Source organism: Calothrix sp. NIES-2100 (genome assembly GCF_963875285.1).
Taxonomy (GTDB): Bacteria; Cyanobacteriota; Cyanobacteriia; order Cyanobacteriales; family Nostocaceae; genus Aulosira.
Window position 1 is genome coordinate 5,364,553 of the sequence record NZ_CAWNLA010000001.1, and the last position, 21,850, is coordinate 5,386,402.

Genomic DNA, 21,850 nt, shown 5'->3' on the forward strand with positions numbered 1-21,850 from the left:
TAACTACAGATTTTTGTATTATTAATTATTGGATATTAGTCAGTTTTGGAAAATTACATATCTTAAAAAAATAAAAACTTATGAATAATAGTCTGTTAATGCCTAATGTTGAAGAATTGCTAAAAAGAGCAATAAATAACATCAGTGAATTCTTTACCTCTCCAGATTATGCTGAAAAGATGAATTTAGCATTTGGAGAGAAATGGGATGAAACAAAAGCTAAGAATGTAATTCAAGGATTAATAACCTATACAAACATCCCCGAAATTAAAATAGTTGAATCCTTAGAAATTAATGGAGGACAAGGTGCTTATGGCAGTGTTAAGCAAACGATTTATTTATCGACAGCAATTTTAAATGACCCAGTCAAAAGTGTTGATGTCCTGATAGAAGAACTAGGGCATTTTATAGATTCGCAGATAAATATTCAAGATGCTCAGGGCGATGAAGGAGCAATTTTTGCCGCAATAGTCCAAGGTAAAGAGCTAACGCCAACACAACTGGTAGGGTTGAAAAGTGAGAATGATACAACTAATGTCATCATCAATGGACAAGCCAGAACATTAGAGTTAGCCGCTACATACGGTAATATTACCCTCGATGGCAACTTAAGTGATTGGACATCAGCAGATAGATTAGATGATCTTCCTGGGACAAGAGTACCAGGATACGAACTCTATGGAAAGTACGCAGGTGATGCTTATGTTTTCGCCTTTAAATCGAATAGCGAACAGATAGGTGCGGGCGCAACATTATGGCTAAATACAGATAGAAATTCGCTCACAGGCTATCAAATATTTGGTTTAACGGGAATTGGGGGAGCAGAATATAACGTCAACTTTTTTAGTGATGATAAACCCTATCTTTATACAGGTGCAGACGGAGAAAATTTTGTCACAGGTCCCTTAGACTATGGCTATGGTACGAATAATCAAATAGTCGAATTCGCCGTGCCCATATCTCTGCTCAATGGAGCGCCACAAGCAATTGATGTGGTAGTCGATATTAATAATGACACATTTTTACCATCTGATTATTCTACGCAAAAATATACGGTTTATGCCACACCACCAGTTTTACCACCAAGGACAGATTTTAGTAAAAAGGTAGGCATAGTATTTTCGGAAACAACAGCGAAAAACTTCTTTCAAGATAAAGCGTATACCCAACTGTTCATGTCGATGCAAAGCCAAGCGATGCAGGCGGGTATACCCTTTGATATCCTCACGGAAGATGACTTAACTGATATCAATAAAGTTGTCAATTATGATGCGCTAATCTTTCCCTACTTCGCAAATGTGCCTCTGGCGAAACTAGATGCTATTGAAAATACACTCACACATGCAGTGTATAACTATAACATCGGGATTATTACCGCCGGAGATTTCTTAACTAACGATGAAAATAATAATGCTTTAGCCGGAGATTCCTACATCCGGATGAAGCAGTTGTTGAATGTGACTAGAATTGGTGGTAGCCCCGAAAATATACTTGTAAATGGCATTCTCAACACTGAAGATATTACTCATCCAGTGATGAAAGGCTACTCTACTGATGAGGTAATTCGTACTTACAACAATATCACTTTTAATAGTTATGGTGATGCTGACCCTATAGATGATAAAGCACCTATAGTTCTTGCAGATTTTGAGGTAAATGGGGAGAAGAACAATGCTGTTTTAGCGACGCAAACCGGAGGCAGAAATGTCCACTTTAGCACTCCGGGATTCATGGCTGATAACAATTTAGTCTGGCAAGCATTGCAATGGGCTGTTTTAGATAACAAACCCAAAGTGGCTTTAAACATGAGTCGGGATGAGAGTATTTTTATCTCTCGCAATGACATGGATCAGTCTCAGGAATATGCTGATGTTAATCCTTCAGGAACCACTCCAGGGATTTACGATAAACTGCTTCCCATCCTGACGCAATGGAAAAATGACTATAATTTTGTCGGCTCATACTATATTAATGTCGGTAACAATCCCGCAAATGAGCAATTTACTGATTGGAATATTTCCAAGCCTTACTATGAGCAAATGCTGGCTCTGCAAAATGAAATTGGTACCCATTCTTATACTCACCCAGAATTTACTGATCAATTAACTGCTGCGCAATTGGAGTTTGAATTCAACCAATCGAAATTAGTTATTGAGCAACAGTTAGGAATTCAAGTCAAAGGTGCAGCGATTCCCGGAAACCCAGAAGGTTTAGGAGTTTCCCAAGAACTTCAGAAATATTTATCTTATGTTTCTGGTGGATATGCCAGTGTGGGTGCAGGTTATCCCAATGCTTTTGGGTTTATGTTTCCGGGTAGTGATTATGTCTATTTTGCCCCGAACATGTCCTTCGACTTTTCCCTGGTGGAATTTCGCAAGTTAACACCACAACTAGCCGAAGCCGAATGGCTTAAAGAGTACACTGGGTTAACCAATCATGCATCCCAAGCCATCATCCATTTTCCTTGGCATGATTATGCTCCGACAGTCTGGGATACAGATCCAGAGGATAACATCCCTTCGCCTTACACTCAGGCAATGTTTACTAATTTTATTGCCAGAGCGTACAACGATAATACGGAGTTTGTCACCGTTGCTGATTTGAGCGATCGCATCAAAACTTTTGAGAAATCACAATTAACTCTCGATTATCCTAGTACAAATACTATTACTGCTACTGTTGCAGGAGTTACTGATGTAGGCACTTTTGGTCTGAATATTGATCCGACTCAAACAATCCAGAGTGTCAATAACTGGTATGCTTACGATAAAGATACGGTATTTTTACCAGCTAATGGCGGTCAATTTACGATCAATTTGGGAACTCTTCAAGATGATGTGACCCATATTATTGACCTACCCATGCGTGGCGAATTGAAGTCTGTTCTTGGGGATGGTACAGATTTAGAATTTACATTTTTTGGTGAGGGTAAAGTTGTCTTAGATTTAAAAAATCCTACTGGATTGAATATTGCTACTCAAGGTGCAAGTAATACGACTCTCAACGGTGAGATTCTTGAGATGAATTTTAGCGGTGTGAGTCTACATACTGGTAAAGTGACATTAGCTCCGGATACTCCCCCTACAGTAGCTAACCCAATTGCCGATGTCAGCGTACTTGAGGATGCCGCAAATACTGTTATTAATTTAAGTAATGTCTTCACGGATATTGATAATGATCCTAGTGCAATTATCAAGACGATTCCAGCTAACAGCAACAGTAGTTTGGTTAATGCCAGTATTGTTAACAATGAGTTGATTCTGGCTTATTTACCTAATCAATTTGGTACGGCAGAAATTACTATTAGCGGTACATCTCATGGCAAAACTGTTGATAATACCTTTACAGTTAACGTTACTGCTGTGGATGATGCACCTATAGTAGCCAACCCTATCACAGATGTGAATAGTAGCGAAGATGCGCCTAACACTATTATTGATTTAAGCCAGGTCTTCACTGACATTGATAACGATCCTATTGCAATTATCAAGACGCTTCAGGCTAACAGCAATAGTAGTTTAGTTAATGCGAGTATTGATGGTAATAACTTAGTTCTGGCTTATTTACCTAATCAATTTGGTACGGCGGCAATTACCATTAGCGGTACATCTAATGGCAAAACTGTTGATCATACCTTTACAGTTAATGTTGCTCCTGTGGATGATGCACCTACAGTAGCCAACCCTATTGTGGATGTGAATAGTAGTGAAGATGCACCTAACACCATTATTGATTTAAGCCAGGTCTTCACTGATATTGATAATGATCCTAGTGCAATTATCAAGACGCTTTCAGCTAATAGCAACAGTAGTTTAGTTAATGCCAGCATTGTTAATAATGCCTTGATTTTTGCTTATCAACCTAACCAATTTGGGACGGCGGCAATTACTATTAATGGCATATCCAACGGCAAAACCGTCGATAATACCTTTACAGTTAACGTTGTGCCTGTAGATGATGCGCCGATTGTGGTTACTCCAATTGCCGATATTTTTGTTAATCAAGGTTCTGCTAACACAATTATTAATTTAGGCAGTGTCTTTACTGATATTGATAATGATCCGACTGCCATCACTAAGGCGGTTGTGACTAATAGCAATAACACCTTGGTTAATGCCAGTATTGTGGGTAATTCTTTAACACTGCAATATTTACCCAATCAGTTTGGTACTGCACAAGTTACTGTTCGTGGTAATTCTAACGATTTAACTGTTGATGATACTTTTAGTGTGACTGTCAATCCCGTGGGTAATATCATTAACGGTACGGATGCAAACAACATCATTGCAGGTACTTCAGCTAGAGATATCATTAGCGGATTTGGCGGTGACGATAGCATTGATGGGAAAGCGGGAAATGATGTGATTTATGCTGGTGATGGCAACGATACTCTGATTGGTGGTACTGGCAATGATAGTCTCTATGGTGGAGTTGGCAACGATAAGTATACGGTGGATAGTTTAGGAGATGTAATCATTGAAAACATCAATTCAGGCATAGATACCGTTAGTGCCTCAATTAGCTACACTTTGGCAGATAACGTTGAAAATCTCACCTTAACTGGTACATCAGCTATCAACGGTATCGGTAACAATCTTAATAACATCCTCACTGGGAACGCTGGTAATAACATCCTCACTGGAAACGCTGGCAATGATAGCCTCAACGGTGGTGCTGGCGATGATATCCTGAATGGCGATGATGGCGACGATAGTTTGATTGGTGGCACTGGTAATGATACTCTCTACGGTGGAGTTGGCAACGATAGCTATACAGTGGATAGTATAGGAGATGCGATCGCTGAAAACGTTAATTCAGGCATAGATACCGTTAGTGCCTCAATTAGCTACACTTTGACAGATAACGTTGAAAATCTCACTTTAACAGGTACATTAGCTACTGAGGGTATAGGTAATAATCTCAACAATAATATTACTGGGAACGCTGCTAATAACATCCTCACTGGGAACGCTGGCAATGACATCCTCACTGGGAACGCTGGCGATGATATCCTGAATGGTGGTGATGGCGATGATCAACTCAAGGCTGGCGTGGGTAACGATATACTCTATGGTGATATCGGTAACGATCTGCTAGATGGTGGTGACAATAATGATACTTTGTACGCTGGTCGAGGTAATGATAGTGTCTTGGGTGGTAAGGGTATCGATACTCTCATTGGTGTAAACCCCAACGATATCTTGGCAGGAGCAGGAGAGATTGATACCTTAACTGGTGGTACAGAGGCTGATTTATTTATTCTAGGCGATCGCAATCAGGCTTACTACAATGATGGAAATAATGCCAACCTAGGGTTAGGTGATTATGCGCTGATTACTGACTTCCGTATTGCTCAAGGAGATAAGATCCAACTCTTTGGCAATTCTAGTAACTATTTCTTAGGTGCTTCCCCAACTGGCTTACCTACAGGTAGAGCAATTTTCCTGAAAACTTCTAATCAAAATGAATTGATTGCAATTGTTCAAGGAGATACTAGTGTGACTGCTATTACTAGCGGCTTGAGCTTTGTTTAACAACTTATAGCATTGAGATTGGTTGATTAACTCAACAGAGAAACTTTACCTCTGTTGAGTCCACTAAAACAAAGTTGCACACAAGCTAGCAATTGCACCGATCGCAGTCAGCAGCGAAAATCAAGATTTTGCAATTGTATACCTACCCAAAAACATTTGGGATTTCTCTGAATCAACCGTAGTTTACTGTGTTATTAAATATTGCACAGTAGTTATTTTTTTTACTTTATATGTTTTAAAAGTGAAATTATTATGAGTAATGAACTGCTGAAGAACAACCTGGAAGAGATTTTAAAAAGAGCAATAAATAATATTAGTGAATTCTTCAGATCTGCTGATTATACGTCCAAAATGAACCTAGCATTTGGGGAGAAGTGGAATAAAGAGAAAGCCAAGAATGTCATTACTGGAATCATCAACTATACAAACTTACCAGAAGTAAAAATAGTTGAGCCTGTAGAAATAAATGGAGGAAAAGGAGCATTTGGTAGTTTTAACAACACAATTTATTTATCCTCAGCAATTTTAAATGATGCAGGTAAAAGTGTTGGTGTTCTCATAGAAGAATTAGGACATTATATAGATTCGCAGATAAATAGAGAAGATGCACAGGGCGATGAAGGAGCAATTTTTACAGCAATAGTCCAAGGTAAAGAGCTAACTCCAACTCAACTCTTAGGCTTGAAAAGTGAGAATGATACAACTAATGTCATCATCAATGGACAAGCCAGAACATTAGAGTTAGCCGCTACATACGGTAATATTAGCCTGGATGGCAACTTAAGTGATTGGACATCAGCAGATAGATTAGATGATCTTCCTGGGACAAGAGTACCAGGATACGAACTCTATGGAAAGTATGCAGGTGATGCTTATGTTTTCGCCTTTAAATCGAGTAATGAACAGATAGGTGCGGGCACAACCTTATGGCTGAATACAGATAGAAATTCGCTCACAGGCTATCAAATATTTGGCTTAACGGGAATTGGGGGAGCAGAATATAACGTCAACTTCTTTAGTAATGATAAACCCTATCTTTATACAGGTGCAGACGGAGAAAATTTTGTCAAAGGTCCATTAAACTATGCCTATGGTACTAATAATCAAATCGTCGAATTCGCAGTCCCAATATCCCTCCTGAATGGAGCGCCACAGGCAATTGATGTGGTGGTCGATATTAATAACAAAACATTTTTACCCTCTGATTATTCTACGCAAAAATATACGGTTTATGCGACACCATCAGTTTTACCAGCAAGAACAGATTTTAGTAAAAAGGTAGGCATAGTATTTTCCGAAACAACAGCGAAAAACTTCTTTCAAGACAAAGCGTATACCCAACTGTTCCTGTCGATGCAAAGCCAAGCGATGCAGGCGGGTATACCCTTTGATATTCTCACCGAAAATGACTTGACAGACCTGAGTAAGGTTGTTAATTATGATGCGCTGATATTTCCTTCTTTCCGAAATGTGCCTCTGGCAAAGCTGGATGCAATTCAAAATACACTCACACAAGCAGTCTACAAATATAATATTGGACTGATTACTGCTGGAGATTTCTTAACTAACGATGAAAATAATAAGGCTTTAGCCGGAGATTCATACATCCGGATGAAGCAGTTGTTGAATGTGACTAGAACTGGTGGCGGTGGGCCTGTTAATGGGATTCTCAACGCTGAGGATATTGCTCATCCAGTGATGCAAGGTTACTCTACGGACGAGGCGATTCGTAGTTATAACGGCATTTTTTTTAATAGCTATGGTGATGCAGATACTACAGACAATAAAACACCCACAGTCCTCGCAGATTTTTTGGTAAATGGGGTAAAGAACAATGCTGTACTAGCGACGCAAACCGGTGGTAGAAACGTGCATTTTGCCACTGAAGGATTCATGGGTGATAACAATTTAGTCTGGCAAGCATTGCAATGGGCTGTGTTAGATAATAAACCCAAAGTGGCTTTAAACATGAGTCGGGATGCGAGTATTTTTATCTCTCGCAATGACATGGATCAGTCTCAGGAATCTTTAGATGTCAATCCTGAAGGTAATACTCCAGGGATTTACGATCGCCTGCTGCCGATTCTGAGCCAATGGAAAAACGACTATAATTTTGTCGGCTCATACTACATTAATGTCGGTAACAATCGCGCGGATGAGCAATTTACCGATTGGACTGTCTCCAAGCCTTACTATAACCAAATCCTAGCACTCCAAAATGAAATTGGTACCCATTCCTATACGCACCCAGAATTCACCGATCAATTAACTCCCGCACAATTGGAGTTTGAATTTAATCAATCAAAATCAATCATCTCCCAAAGGTTAAGAGTTCCAGTCGTAGGTGCAGCAATTCCGGGAAACCCAGAAGGTTTAGGAGTTTCCCAAGAACTTCAGAAATACTTATCCTATGTTTCTGGTGGATATGCCAGTGTCGGTGCAGGTTATCCCAATGCTTTTGGCTTCATGTTTCCGGGTAGCGATTATGTCTACTTTGCGCCAAACATGTCCTTTGACTTTTCCTTGGTGGAGTTTCGTAAGTTAACACCACAACAAGCCTCTGCTGAATGGATTAAAGAATACACTGGCTTAACCAATCACGCCGCCCAAGCAATCATCCATTTTCCTTGGCACGATTATGGCCCGACATTGTGGGATACAGATCCAGAGGATAACATCCCCTCGCCTTACACTGAGGCAATGTTTACGAATTTTATTGCCCAGGCATACAACGATAATACGGAATTTGTTACCGTCGCCGATTTAAGTAACCGCATCAAAACCTTTGAGAAATCACAGTTATTTATTGATAGTAGTGGCAATACGATTACGGCTAATGTTGTGGCTACTAATGTGGGCACTTTTGGTTTGAATGTCGAGCCTACTCAAACGATTCAAAGTGTGAATAATTGGTATGCTTACGATAAAGATACGGTATTTTTACCTGCCAATGGCGGTCAATTTACGATTAATTTGGGCACAATTGCAGATGATGTTACCCATATTATTGACTTGCCCATGCGTGCCCAACTCACGTCTACTGTTGGTAATGGCACAGATTTAGAATTTTCCTTCTTTGGTGAGGGGAAAGTTGTCTTAGATTTAAAAAATCCCACGGGATTGAATCTTGTGACTGAAGGTGCAAGCACGACAACTCTCAAGGGTGAGATTCTCGAGATGAATTTCAATGGTCTTACCCAACATACTGGTAAGGTGAAATTAACTCCAAATGGTCTGCCGATAGGTGGCAATATCATTAATGGTACGGCTGCAAACGACAACATTCAAGGTACTTCAGGTAGAGATATCATTAGCGGATTTGGCGGTGACGACACCATCGATGGCAGACAAGGTAATGATGTGATTTATGGTGGTGATGGTAAGGATAATCTTCGGGGAAACATAGGGGATGATTTGATTTATGGGGACGCTGATAATGACACTATAGATGGTGGAGATAATAACGATACCTTATATGGCGGTGATGGCGACGATCAACTCAAGGGTGCTAAGGGTGATGACATACTCTATGGCGATATCGGTAACGATAAACTAGACGGTTTAGACGATAATGATACTTTGTATGGTGGTAAAGGTAATGATGATGTCAGGGGTGGTAAAGGTGTAGATACTCTTGTGGGTGTAGATCCCAAGGATATATTGGCAGGAGTAGGGGAGATTGATAAGTTAAGTGGTGGCGAGGAAGGTGATTTATTTATTCTTGGCGATCGCAATCAGGCTTACTACAATGATGGAAATAATACCAACTTGGGGTTAGGTGACTATGTGCTGATTACTGATTTCAATAGCCAAGAGGGAGATAAAATCCAACTCTATGGTAGTGCTGATAACTATTTCTTAGGTGCTTCACCAAAAGGCTTACCTAAAGGTACGGCGATTTTCTTGAGAACTTCCAATCAAAATGAATTGATTGCAATTGTTCAAGGAGATACTAATGTCAATAGTATTAGTAGCACCTTCAAATTTATGTAGCGAATAATTCATAGCTTTTTAATGTTTTTTCTTAATTTGTGGGATGTTTAATTCATACAGAGTGGGCACTTAATTGTAAGTGTTCACTCTGTTGCAGTATTAAAAAAGCGGCTACCCGCAGGATATATAAACTGTGGGTTGCAAAGAGTAAAAGGCTTTTAAATTTGGCATACACATAAAATTACATAAAATTATGATTTCACAAGAGCAAAAAATATTAGAGCTAGTTAGCGCTATTGAAGAAATTACTGCGGAACCTGCTGATTTTTGGCAAATAACGGCAATTATAGAATCATTAGGTTATACCGATAGATTTATTCGCCAGGAATTTGGGTTTCCAGATGCTTTATCTCTGGCTAAGTATGTTTACGAGCATCACAATTTCTCGCCAGCATCGAAATCAATATCACCGCGAAAAAATACTTTGCGGAATATTATTAAGGAGATTCAAATATTCGTTGAGCAATTCTCACAAAGTTTTGTTTTTGCTCTACCGTTGCTGCTGATATTGCTGTTAGAGTCTGTCCAGATAGATAATCAATCTCAACTATTACCACCGGAACTTGCATCACTGATCACTTTGGCAACTATGGCAAGTCTCACTATTAGTGGGGGATTTGTACAAATGATTAGCCGAAGGGGAGAGTTTTATCTGAAGTTGGGTGAGCCAATGCAAGCTAGAAGAGTTTGTTTCCCAATTATTTATTTAGGTGCGGCTACTAGTATTATCTTGGGTTTATTTGGGCTATGGTTTGGTTTTTATCAAGGTCAGTTTGCTGATGAATATTTGATTCTGGCTGCTTTGTATTATCTAGTGCTGAGTTTACTCTGGATGCTGTTAGCGGCCGTGGCGATTCAATTACGCTGGTGTACACCAATAATTATGTTGGGTTTAAGCATACTGTTTGTGTTTTTAAGAGTTTGGGTGAATATAGATGCACTGACAGCCCAAATCATTAGTATGTTTGCCACTTTATTAGTAGTAAGCTGCTTAGTTGGATTTGGATTTGGTAAAGATAAGAAAACAGGTCAAAGTAGTGGCGCGAAAGTTCCCTTACCTCGCTTGAGTGCCCTGGTATACTTATTAGCTCCTTATTTCTTTTACGGCATAGCTTATTTTAGTTTTATTTTTGGCGATCGCATGGTGGCAGGTTGGGCTGTAAATCCTGCTTCTGGGCTAGTTTTTGCGATTAATGCTGATTATCAACGGGCGATGGATTTAGCCCTAGTGAATTTTCTGTTGCTGGTGCCACTAGTTGAATATTTAAGTTATCGATTTATTAGTTACTGGTTTGGAAAGTCAAAAAATCTGAATGGTGAAAACCTGACTAAATTTTATCGAAAATTGTTTTATCGCTACTGGTTAACTGTTGCGTTAACTGTGATATTTTTTGGACTATGTATGGCTGGCACATTTGGATTTTTAAAACCAGCAAGTTGGAGTACACAGATAAATTTACAGTCTTTGTTTGGCTGCTTAGGTTATTTGTTTTTTGTCATCGGGTTATTGAATGCGATATTGTTGTTTAGTTTGAATCAAGCAGCTATGGTAGTTAAAAGTATTATCCCTGCTTTGATACTAAATTTGACTTTGGGTTACATCTTGGCGCATGTTATTAGTCCAGATTGTGCTGTGATTGGTTTAGTCACTGCTGCTGCTTTGTTTATGTTGCGCTCAACTTATAAAGTTTTGCAAGCGATGAAACAACTTGACTATATATATTATGTTGCTGGATATTAAGGAGGGGTTAGGGGGATGAGGGAGATGAGGTAGAAGTGAAAATTATGATTTTTATGTCCTCGTTGTGTGATTTATCACATTAGTGTCTAGCTTGAAAATAGGGGCGGGATAAATTTTCATGTTTGATTGTGGGATTTTCCCGTGATTAGCTGACTTGCAAAAGCTAAACTATGTCTATTACATTGTGAATGACCGAACGTTTGGGATATTGATCATCTAGTGATAGCTACAACTCCTAAAGATAAACTACCTTCTAGAGGTGATAGGGACAGTCGAGAGGCGATCCTGAAAGTTGCCCTCCAGCTATTCACCCAAAAAGGTTATGAAGGTACTTCAATCGAGGATATTCGTAAGGCGGCAGGGTTTAAGTCAAAAGCTAGTCTTTATAACCACTTTAAAAGTAAAGAAGAGGTTGTCAATGCTCTCACAACCAGGATTCTGGCACAGATAGAGAAAATTATCCTCACAGCCTACCAATCAGCAACATCTGACCCTCTTGCACAAATTATCGCAGTTCTACAAGCTTTTATTCAGTGGGGACTAACCCATCGCCAGGAATGCGTATTCCGTAGCATTCGGGCGCATGAGGAAAGAATGCTCACTGGACAATATGACTATCAAGGTGTAAATCGCTCCGTAATTTATCCTTTGTTACCAAATATTATTCAACAACTCCGCGCCACCTATCCTGTACGCCAAATCACGGATTCCGCCTTATATCACATGATTATGGGCGCAATCTATAGAGCCATACTTGACCAAAATACCTTCGGCGAAATCAGTATTTCAGAGCAAACAGAGCAGATATTGCAAGTGTGTTTGGGGATTATATTTAGCAAATCAGTTACAGATTTCAGTAAATTTTCGTAAAAAAAAGAACGAACGTTTATTCTTAGACTTATAATCTAGAGTAATTACCTTCTTAGGCAACTATTGGGTGATGTAGAGCATTAAATCAGATTTTTTTCCAAAAGTCGGGATTGAGTGCGATCGCCAAATAAACAGGTATAAGTTTTTATCTGATGGGATTGGAGAAAACCTATGTCTACTCAATTGCCCAGTACCTCAACTCTCTATGACCAAGATTACTATCTCTGGATAGAAACAACCCTAAATTAATTATCCGTCGGCAAAGTTACTGAGGTGGATCTCAACAATCTCATCGAAGAATTAAAAGACATGGGTAACACAAGGATGCTTAAAAACTTATTTTACGGAGGTGTTTGATGAGTGTTACGCCGATGCGATCGATTTAGCTGTTGCTGAAACAGGTTTGCCTCGAACTACGTTCCCTGAAAAATGCCCTTTCGAGCAAACTGATGTTCTCAATCCCGAATTTTTACCTGATTAGTTAAAGATTGATAATTTCTACTGCGCCAAAGTCGGACTATCTCTATTAAAGGGGAAATTAACCGAAGTTGTAGCAGACTACACAAGATGCTCTTGATTACCATTTTATGTACGAACGTTCATACTAAAAAAAGCAAAACGATGCAACAACCAAATCATCAAATAGCCGAACGTCTTTTGCGCCAACGTGGATATGACAATTCAGCAGAAATGATTCGCAGTGTACAGGAATTTATAACTCGATATGGCCAGACACCTTTACAAACTATGGAGAGGCTAGTTCAAGAAAATCAACTGGTTTGTCTGGGTGAATTTCATAACTATGAAGGTCGATATATGCACTCAGAATTGATTGAAGTTGCAGCAGCACATGGAGCAAAAGTTCTTTTCGTTGAAGTATACGCAGATGAACAGAGAACAATCGATGATTTTTTGCAAACAGGAGACTTTTCACGAATAGCAGAATTTTCTGAAGCAAAAAACGCTAATCTTGCCTTTCAAAGACCTTATGTAAAGATGCTCGAAACCGCTCGTGTATCGGGGATGAAAATTGTTGCGGTTGACATTAATAGCGATGGTGCTACTAGAGATAAGCATATGGCAGAAGCGATTCTAAATCATTTTTCTGATTATCCTAGCGATCGCGGAATTTTTGTAGCGGGACAATTTCATTTAATGCCTCGACCGTTTTTTGTGAGTACCAAATCTGCATCTACTTGGCTCAAAGAAACTCTCACAGGAGGTGTTGTGACTATTGGACGGGCATATATCAATATTAACGAGCAATCTGAGGAGCTTCTGAACATCTGGGCATTGATGGCAAATGCAAGTCAGCCTGTGATAGTGCCAACTCAAAATTCCCCGTTTTTCAAGCTTCCCAGCACCGTAAGAGACAATCCACTAATAGGAAGCGACTTCGATTACCTGTTTCTCTATCCTCATCCAATGGGTGAGAAGGTAGAAGCAATAGAACAAAATAAAGTTTCGCAAGAACAACAAAGATTCTTAGCAGTCGCAACAGGTAGCTTGCAAATCTCACCCTTTGCAGCAACAGAGTTGCTATCTATAAAAAACCTCATGGCTCAAATAGATAAACTCGATCCCCTAGTAAAACAAGGAGATGAAGCTGCAAGAATAGAGTATGAGCGATTGGCCGCTGAAGTTTTAGAGCATTCCCGACGTTATCAACAAATGACTGGAGGCGAGCGATGAAACAAGCATCAGATGGGTCTGTGTTTGCGATCGCCTTATTCTTTGGACTAGGTTTCATATATTTATCTTGCGGAGATCGTGCTGTTCTTAGATGCGATCGCGCTCAAGATAGCTGTCAATTGGTGGAGAAAAATTTTTGGCGATCGGTATCAAAGGATTTTCCGATTAGCGATTTGAAAACAGTCGAAGAGATAATACCCGGTGGTGACGCATTACCTTATGTCCATCTGTATACATCAAGAGGAGAAATTTATTTAGAGAGTTGGGCAAATTTCAGTATTAATGAAATTAAAACTTTTGCAAACAACCCCGCACAAAGATTTTTGAATATTAAAACATATCCTTGGGGAGATTGGTGGACTGGAGGGATTTTAACCGGATTTAGCAGTTTAGTGTTTTTATCATTTTTCATTTATGAGGTAAAAAGTCTAATTTATGGTTTAAACAAATAGATGCATGAATATTTTATTTATCTATATCACCCCAATGATTTAAAAAATCAAGAGAAATAACTAAATCCTGATGTGTAGGTACTTACTAGGGAGTATGTATGCCTAAGACAGATGCTGGTAGTTGCCTTGGTTGTTTAGGAAATTTGGTAATTTTGACTTTTTTTGGCTCAATGTTCTTTGGTGGGGGAGTTGTGATGAGAGTTGGTGGTTTAGGTTTTTCTTTGGGTAGAGACCCAATTGATTATCAAAATATTATTAACTACCACTGGGCGGATTTAGAGAATAATAAAAAAGTCACTGAGGAAGCAGTTAAAAAGCTTCATACACAACTAAATCAAGGGCAGTGTCAAGATATTTTTGACCAAGCCAGTGAAATACTTAAGAAAAATCAAAGCAAGTCACAAGTAACGAGTTTTTGTCAAAATTTGACTCTAAATCTAGGAACTCAAAAATCCTCTCAATTGACCGATTGGTGGGGACAGCCTACTGATAAAGACTCTGAGAAATATATCCTAACTCGTTACATAACAACCTTTTCTAAAGCAAGTGTTCGAGAGACATTTGTTTGGTTAGTGAAAGATAGTAAGCCAGAACTTGTAAATTATGAAATTTCTCCTATAACTATGCCAGTTCAGCAATTTGTACCAAGTAAAATATGATCCAACAAATCAGTATTAACTCTTCAAGGAATGTGGTTTTATTAAATATATGAACACTATTTACTTCATCTACTTATATAATGCCTTGCTCGGCTCGATAAGACCATCTGGTCTAGATCTGGAATTTGTCGCTAATCAACCAAAACCTAAATCACCAAGCGGTGCAGCAGGAGCTACTGCTGTTCCAGAAATAGACGAAATTCAGTTAATTCGTCAACTGTTGGAATCATTATCTGAATCATACCGTGATTCCAATATAACTGAGCATGAAAAAAAGATAGCTGTATCTGACGTAATTCATATCTTGAGTGAAAGCTTAATCAAAGAAAAAATAAATTTAAAGGCGCGATTGCTGAGATCTGCTTTTGGCTATAATTCCTTTTATCTAAAAAGATATTTAAGTTTTGAATCTAATCATTTTGTTAATATTACATTAGATGAATTTCGAGAAATGGTTAGTAAATCGACAGATTAAAGTCTAGTAAATGAAGAATATTTAAAAATTTTCCTTTTTTAGTTACAAAAAATAAAATTAAGAGTTATGTCTGACTTTACTGCCCACGGCTATGAAATTATTGAACAGTTGGGACAAAATATCTATGGTGGCAGAATTACTTACAAAGCTGTTAAGATTAACGATCGCCAACTCGTTGCGATTAAACAATTCCAATTTCTCAAAAATAGCACCTGGGAAGATTATAAAATAATTCAACAAGAAATTGAGACGCTGCAAAGATTAGAAAACTCTGGAATTCCGCGCTATTTGACTCATTTTGATTCCGAGGATGGAATTTGCCTAGTTCAAGAATACAAAGATGCTCAACCTTTATCTTTACAGCGGAGTTTTACCTCAGAGCAAATTAAAGATATCGCTAGAAAAATTTTAGAGATTTTGGTGTATTTGCAAAATCTCAATCCTCCTGTAATTCACCGCGATATTAAACCTGAAAATATCTTAATTGATGAAAAAAGTAATATTTATTTAGTCGATTTTGGCTTTTCTAAAATTGGAGAAGGTTCAGTTAATCTTAGTAGTTTTGCAGCTGGAACCTTTGGTTTTATGCCACCGGAACAGTTGCACAACTTACCATTAACTAAAGCTTCGGATCTCTATGGACTAGGTGCAACGCTAATTTGTTTGATCGTAGGGATAAAATCAATAGAAATCGGCAATTTGATTGACTTAAGCAGTAATAGCTTCCAGTTTGAGCATCGGATGTCAGAGTTTAGTGTAGAGTTTATTCGCTGGCTCAAACAGATGGTAAAACCCGATCCAAAACAGCGTTTTCCCAATGCAGAAGAGGCTTTAAAGGCTCTAGTATCTATTTCTTCTCTAGTGCGATCGCCAGAAGTTAAACTCAGTCAATCTGTACTTGAATTTATAGCAAATAGACTTGGAGAAAAACTAACGCAGATAATCACCATCGAAAATTCTATTCCAGAGACTATTTTAGAAGGACATTTACAAGTTGCTCCCCATCATCAAGATCCACCCCACACCCCAGATAGTCATGATTGGATTACAATTACTCACCAACACTTCAAAAAAAATCAAGTTCAATGCAAAATTATTGTAAATACAAGTAAATTAAAAGCAGATAGTCTCTATCAACGCCGACTTCTTTTACAGACTAATGCTAGACAGAAACCTTATCAAATTGATTTAAAAGTATACACTGCTCCAGCACCAATAAAGATTAAACCACTTCCTTATGGGACTTTTTTACTAACTCTGATTACTGCCTTTGTAACTCTAGTGGGATTGTGGAAACTTAATGGATCATTTGGCAATTTATTGGCAGTGATAATTCCGGCTGTAGCTAAAGATATCTTGGGTCTTTTATTTCTACCTATTTGTGGTATTATAGGTGGATTTTTAATAGGAGGTGGACTGGGATGGTTTTTGGGAATTGTTCTTAATTCTTTGCTGGGTGCTAGGCAATTTAAAGAATATTCTGAGATTGGAGGTGGATGGGGAATTTTCATTGGGGCTTTTCTGGGATTTTTTGCTGGTATATCTTGGGTTGTGTTTTTTAATTCCAGCAATCTTGAATTTTGGACATTATACATAAAATTATTGGTGTTTTCTACAGTTGTAATCGTTGGCGGTGTAACTACGATTGGGACTGCTATTACAACTGCTGAGAATTGCTGCAGGAATGATGTTACATATAGAGATTCAATTATTTTATCGCGCTTAATACCCGCTTTGGGGATTAGTTTAGGCGTAGGTTTAATGCTGGGCTTCTCTAATTTTTGGGTAATATCAGCAATAACTGTTACTGGACTACCTGTTATTAAAGTAATTGTTCAGCATAGTTTTAAATCTCTCACACAAGGGAAATTGAATACAGCGCAGACTTCATCTGTTATTAATCAGCAAGCTTCACCGGAGAAAAATTCAAAATCGCAGAGTTCATCTGTGATTAATCAGCAAGCTAACTCTAGGGAATTGGATGCGCACAGAAACGAATTTTTACAACTTCTCTATGGCGATCGCGACGCTTGCGAACGGCTTATTCAACTTGAGCGTAAGCGAAATCCACATAAATCAGAAATAGAACTGTATCAGAATGCAATTTCTCGCCTGCTAAAAGATCGTCGATACTAATCAACTAGAAGCTTGCTGCGTCCCGGATTTTCATAGCTTGGATGTGGGTGCGATCGCCGTTCGCGTAGCAGACGCACCAGAAGACGTTACCGAAAGCATCGCCCAAGCATGGGTGTTAAGGAAAATACTTGGCTAAACATTTATCAAGTGCTACCGTCTACAGGTGATATTGGATTTGAAGGGATTCTCCAAAATGAAGTGTAGACGAAAAGTAGCTGGTGGACAGAAGTCGCTCATCAGTTTCAGCTTAATATCTGCTTTGCTAGCACCTTATTCTGCTATAATAGCCGCACCACCGAGAACCCCAGATCAAACTGTAAGTTGCGAGATTTTAGTGGTGGGTGGTGGACTCTCTGGTGCAGCCACAGCTTATGAAGGCTTGCTAGCTGGACGAACTGTTTGTTTAACGGAAATTACTGACTGGCTAGGGGGACAAATTTCTGCACAAGGAACCTCTGCGTTAGACGAACGACCTACCCAGCGGGCGCGTCAATTCTATTCTCGAGGTTATCTGGAATTACGCAACCGCATTGAGCGCAAGTATGGTAAGCTCAACCCTGGCAACTGTTGGGTAAGTGATTCGTGTTTTCTCCCCCATGATGCTCATAGCATTTTGGCTCAGATGCTCAAAGATGCCGAAAAAAGGGGGAAAGGTAAACTGCAATGGTTCGCCAACACGGTGATAAAGGATTTAGAAATTAGTGCTGATGGAAAAATAATTAATAGTGCGATCGCTATTCAACATCAACCAGCAAAAGGTGCATTACCTCTTAATACTTATCCTTTATCTCAAACCATTGAAGATGCTTATACCTACGGTAACTCATCACGCTTTACCAAAAATATTATCCGTTTTGTACCTAAGCAAAATCCAAAAACCGCAGCAAATTGGTATGTTGTAGATGCCAGTGAAACTGGGGAAATCATTGCTTTGGCTGATGTTCCCTACCAATTAGGTATTGATGCTCGTTCCTACCTAGAACCTTCTGCTTCTAGCCCCCAAAACGACCCCTATTGTCCGCAAGGTTTTACCTACACTTTTGCAATGGAGGCTACCAAAGACGCACAACCCCAGACAATGCCTCAATATTATCCCCAATACGCCCCATATTTCAGCTATGAATTACAACGGTTGGCAAACTTTGACTTAGTTTTTACCTACCGTCGCATTTGGAGTCCTAAAAAAGGACAACCCGCAAAATTCGGCGGTGTCAATTTTACTGCTTCTACGCCTGGGGATATCTCCATGCAAAACTGGACTTGGGGTAATGACTACCGTCCTGGAACTGCTGCGGATAATCTCATTTACACTCGCCAACAGTTGCAAAGTACTGGACAGTTGCAGCCTCATGGCTGGATGGGAGGACTCAGAACAGATACCCTGCGCAAAGCTGAAGAAAATGCTCTTTCCTATTACTATTGGCTAGTTGCTGGAACTACAGATTCTCAATTAGGGGATGGTGTGAAGCAGCCGCAACCAAATCACCGCTTGTTATCAGGGTTAGATTCCCCAATGGGGACTGTGCATGGCTTATCGAAATATCCTTATATGCGGGAAGGACGGCGGATTATTGGTCGCCCCAGTTGGGGACAATCCTCTGGCTTTGGTATCTGGGAAATAGATATTTCTCGCCGTGACTATAATGATGAATATTACCGCAAAACTCTGCCCGCAGATATGTATAAGCAGTTAAGAGCAGCACTCGCAGGTTTAGAAGCAACATCGGTAATTACAGGGCAAGTTTCACCAGATAAAGCAATGCGGCGGACTCGCTCAACTATCTTCCCTGACTCTGTAGGTATCGGTCACTACGCCATTGACTTCCATCCCTGCATGACACAAAGTCCTCCAGAAACACCTGGTAATACAGAACGTGCTGGTGAAAGGCGCGGCGCTGGCCAAGCTTATCCCTTCCAAATTGCGCTCAGAGCAATGATTCCCCAAAAAATTGACAATTTAATCGTCGGTGGTAAAAGTATTGCGACTAGTCATATTGCTGCGGCGGCTTATCGAGTACACTCCTTTGAATGGTCTGCGGGTGCGGCGGCGGGAACTGTTGCAGCTTTTGCATTGAAAAATGCGATCGCACCCTATCAATTAGTCGATGACTTACCCAAACCAGAACCGCAATTAGAAGCACTCAAACGTCTTTTAAAGGAAAATGGCAATCCTACTGCCTTTCCAGATACTTCGATTTTTAACCAAAATTGGGAGGATTGGCGCTAGCTAATAAAATGACAAAGTCCGCATAGGCGGACTTTGAAAAAAGGGAATATTGAAATCGATAGAACAAAATTCACATATTAAATAATGTAGATTTATCATTATTTATTTTGGTCATTATGCTGATTTGCTGGGGTGTCTACTTGCAAAGTATCCCCTTTTTGTTTAACTGAAAAGTCTGGTTCACTTTTGCTACTTTGAGCCAGTCCAGCAGCCCCCGCAATTGCCGTTCCTGCAAGGCCAAGACCAGCAGACCATTTGGCATCAGTAATTTTTGGCGAAACTAAAACAGCAACACCAATTATAGCTCCGATACCAGCCATAAATAGGGGGGTTATAGCTCGAATTAATTCTGGGGTAAGAGATTTCATAGAAGTGCAATTATAGAATTAGCTTTTAACTAAATATATATACGCTCTAGAAGATACACATTCCAGAATGGTTTTACATGTTTAGCAAATGATAGTCATGGTAATGTAAAAACGAAGTACCCCACCGCACAAAGGGTGGGGTATTAGGTGAAATAGGTTAAAAGCAGATATCAGCAAGACATAGTATTTCTGATTGAGAATAGGCAACTGTTCTGTTGCCTATTGCTCGCTTCCCATGTACTTATTAGTTAGTGTATTTACTGATTACTTTTGCTAAATCTGGCACAGCTTCCTCCACATGTTGCTTGGCTGAGCCGCGAAATTTTTCGTATGTTCCTTTAACGATTTGGCGCTTGGTGTTTTTGACCCGCTCATCGGTGACGCTCAGTAGTGCATCAGCAGTGCGATCGCGACTTGTAATCAGGTGTTCTACTGGATCGCCTTTCTCTTTACCTTCATTCCAAATCGGATCGATGGCTGTAAAGCACTGGGGTAGAAGCTGCTCGACGACGTAAGGGATGTATCCTGGCTTCACTCCTTTCAATGCAGCGAAGGCTGTTTTCAAGGCTATACCGCTGATTCCTGACTTGGATGCAACCTGTGCTTCGAGCATCGTGCAACAGTCATCCACCAACATGTCCTTTTTGTTTGAATTCAATAGTTCGTCGCTCAGTCCCATTTCAATCCTCCTTATTGTCAAAGTACTTAATTTCCATTCAACCAATTTTGTCAACGAACAGGAAATTACAAAATAGCGCAGGAAGTCTGAAAGCTTACCAAGCGCACCCAGAAATTTTAAACAATTTCTGGGTATGCTGTCGAAAATTCATATATATGAAGTAAATGTAAAGTATTTAATATTACACCTTATCCTTACAAAGGGAAGCATGAAAAGCAAGAAGGCAAGCGGTAAGTAACCGCACTGCCTTCTCTGGCGTTATTGAGTAAAAATTAACGGCTTGATCAATACTTCGCCAACTTTTGAACAGCCCTACTCTTCTAAAGTGAAGGTATTTTGGCTCGCGATCGCAGGGAGTATTATGATTGAGCTATTTACTTTTCAGGTTCTTGGTGATGACCTGTGCCTGTTTCAGTTTCCAGTAGTCTTGAAATAAATACGTCTGGTTTTCTACTGACCACAGACTTAACTTTATCAATGGCAATTACTTCACTGATTTTGACAATCATTTCCCACAGAGTATCCTCCTCTGTCTCTTTGTTGTAAGTTCTGTGCTTAAACCACAACAAATCATCCCAAACTCCGATGACTGTGGCGAAATACCACTTATCTCTTATTAGTATCCAGATTTCTTGTTCTAGGTAGGTCTGAAGAATAGATTTCACAACGGCTGAGATCATGAAAAGATATGCGCTACAGATTACACGGATGTTACAGATTATGGCTACAGTGTAATTACGTATTTAATAAGTACAAAATCGCCTATGCCTTTAGACATAAGCCTTGAGAGATATCCATTTAATTCCTTGCTTGGCAAAGTCTACATCTTTCCAGAATGTCGATTGCTTATACATGTAGTGTGTAGAAGAGAACTTCTAATTTTGAAATTAGGAACTGAGAATTGGAAAGGGAATGAGGGGGACAAGGGAGTGTGGGGAGTTTTCTTCACCATGCGCACAACCCATTGCCTTTCAAATTGGTATTACTTTAATAACAGAAATAACAGATAAACTGACTTAAGGCG

14 protein-coding genes are annotated in these 21,850 nt (G+C 39.4%); 11 read left to right on the top strand and 3 right to left on the bottom strand.

The genetic code is table 11. From position 1 onward, the window contains the following. The first annotated feature begins 80 nt into the window (after positions 1–80). From AACU32_RS21960 to AACU32_RS22010, 11 genes are all read left to right on the top strand, one after another. Positions 81–5,534, top strand: coding sequence for a polysaccharide deacetylase (locus AACU32_RS21960; RefSeq protein WP_096603229.1), 5,454 nt, complete (start codon positions 81–83; stop codon positions 5,532–5,534). A 252-nt stretch (positions 5,535–5,786) separates the two neighbouring features. Further along, positions 5,787–9,527: a polysaccharide deacetylase gene (locus AACU32_RS21965; protein WP_096603231.1), complete on the top strand. Its 3,741-nt coding sequence runs from the start codon at positions 5,787–5,789 to the stop codon at positions 9,525–9,527. Between the two features lie 193 nt (positions 9,528–9,720). Further along, the gene (locus AACU32_RS21970) at positions 9,721–11,268 is read left to right on the top strand and encodes a hypothetical protein (RefSeq protein ID WP_096603232.1); all 1,548 of its coding nucleotides are present in this window, start codon (positions 9,721–9,723) and stop codon (positions 11,266–11,268) included. A gap of 219 nt (positions 11,269–11,487) precedes the next feature. After that, positions 11,488–12,138 (top strand): TetR/AcrR family transcriptional regulator, encoded by a 651-nt coding sequence (locus AACU32_RS21975; protein WP_339378163.1) that lies wholly within the window; start codon positions 11,488–11,490, stop codon positions 12,136–12,138. 349 nt (positions 12,139–12,487) lie between these two features. Continuing rightward, positions 12,488–12,619 carry a DUF29 family protein gene (locus AACU32_RS21980; RefSeq protein WP_339378164.1) on the top strand — a complete coding sequence of 44 codons (132 nt, stop codon included), beginning with the start codon at positions 12,488–12,490 and terminating at the stop codon, positions 12,617–12,619. 140 nt (positions 12,620–12,759) lie between these two features. Further along, the gene (locus tag AACU32_RS21985; protein WP_096603235.1) at positions 12,760–13,830 is read left to right on the top strand and encodes a hypothetical protein; all 1,071 of its coding nucleotides are present in this window, start codon (positions 12,760–12,762) and stop codon (positions 13,828–13,830) included. Next, positions 13,827–14,282, top strand: a complete 456-nt coding sequence (locus AACU32_RS21990) for a hypothetical protein (RefSeq protein WP_096603237.1) — start codon at positions 13,827–13,829, stop codon at positions 14,280–14,282. Before AACU32_RS21985 ends, AACU32_RS21990 begins: the two co-directional genes overlap by 4 nt. Before the next feature lie 98 nt (positions 14,283–14,380). Next, entirely contained in the window at positions 14,381–14,941 is a 561-nt protein-coding gene (locus AACU32_RS21995; RefSeq protein ID WP_096603238.1) for a hypothetical protein, read from the top strand. 49 nt (positions 14,942–14,990) lie between these two features. Then, a complete protein-coding gene (locus tag AACU32_RS22000) occupies positions 14,991–15,416 on the top strand; it encodes a hypothetical protein (protein ID WP_096603240.1) in 426 nt (141 codons plus the stop codon). A gap of 66 nt (positions 15,417–15,482) precedes the next feature. Further along, a complete protein-coding gene (locus AACU32_RS22005) occupies positions 15,483–17,552 on the top strand; it encodes a serine/threonine protein kinase (RefSeq protein ID WP_096603241.1) in 2,070 nt (689 codons plus the stop codon). A gap of 193 nt (positions 17,553–17,745) precedes the next feature. Continuing rightward, the gene (locus AACU32_RS22010) at positions 17,746–19,779 is read left to right on the top strand and encodes an FAD-dependent oxidoreductase (RefSeq protein WP_096603243.1); all 2,034 of its coding nucleotides are present in this window, start codon (positions 17,746–17,748) and stop codon (positions 19,777–19,779) included. 98 nt (positions 19,780–19,877) lie between these two features. Here the strand turns inward: AACU32_RS22010 and AACU32_RS22015 are convergent, their stop codons facing one another. The 3 genes from AACU32_RS22015 to AACU32_RS22025 form a co-directional block, all read right to left on the bottom strand. Continuing rightward, on the bottom strand, positions 19,878–20,147 hold the full coding sequence (locus AACU32_RS22015; protein WP_096603244.1) for a hypothetical protein: 270 nt from the start codon (positions 20,145–20,147) through the stop codon (positions 19,878–19,880). Between the two features lie 244 nt (positions 20,148–20,391). Continuing rightward, a complete protein-coding gene (locus tag AACU32_RS22020) occupies positions 20,392–20,826 on the bottom strand; it encodes a DUF6918 family protein (protein WP_096603246.1) in 435 nt (144 codons plus the stop codon). A 374-nt stretch (positions 20,827–21,200) separates the two neighbouring features. Continuing rightward, entirely contained in the window at positions 21,201–21,491 is a 291-nt protein-coding gene (locus tag AACU32_RS22025) for a hypothetical protein (protein WP_096608116.1), read from the bottom strand. Positions 21,492–21,850 lie beyond the last annotated feature (359 nt).

Coding starts and splice junctions, on each gene's coding strand:
- AACU32_RS22000 (WP_096603240.1), top strand. CDS start 14,991: ATGAACACTATTTACTTCATCTACTTATATAATGCCTTGCTCGGCTCG.
- AACU32_RS22010 (WP_096603243.1), top strand. CDS start 17,746: ATGAAGTGTAGACGAAAAGTAGCTGGTGGACAGAAGTCGCTCATCAGT.
- AACU32_RS21965 (WP_096603231.1), top strand. CDS start 5,787: ATGAGTAATGAACTGCTGAAGAACAACCTGGAAGAGATTTTAAAAAGA.
- AACU32_RS21990 (WP_096603237.1), top strand. CDS start 13,827: ATGAAACAAGCATCAGATGGGTCTGTGTTTGCGATCGCCTTATTCTTT.
- AACU32_RS22015 (WP_096603244.1), bottom strand. CDS start 20,147: ATGAAATCTCTTACCCCAGAATTAATTCGAGCTATAACCCCCCTATTT.
- AACU32_RS21960 (WP_096603229.1), top strand. CDS start 81: ATGAATAATAGTCTGTTAATGCCTAATGTTGAAGAATTGCTAAAAAGA.
- AACU32_RS22020 (WP_096603246.1), bottom strand. CDS start 20,826: ATGGGACTGAGCGACGAACTATTGAATTCAAACAAAAAGGACATGTTG.
- AACU32_RS21970 (WP_096603232.1), top strand. CDS start 9,721: ATGATTTCACAAGAGCAAAAAATATTAGAGCTAGTTAGCGCTATTGAA.
- AACU32_RS21995 (WP_096603238.1), top strand. CDS start 14,381: ATGCCTAAGACAGATGCTGGTAGTTGCCTTGGTTGTTTAGGAAATTTG.
- AACU32_RS22005 (WP_096603241.1), top strand. CDS start 15,483: ATGTCTGACTTTACTGCCCACGGCTATGAAATTATTGAACAGTTGGGA.
- AACU32_RS21985 (WP_096603235.1), top strand. CDS start 12,760: ATGCAACAACCAAATCATCAAATAGCCGAACGTCTTTTGCGCCAACGT.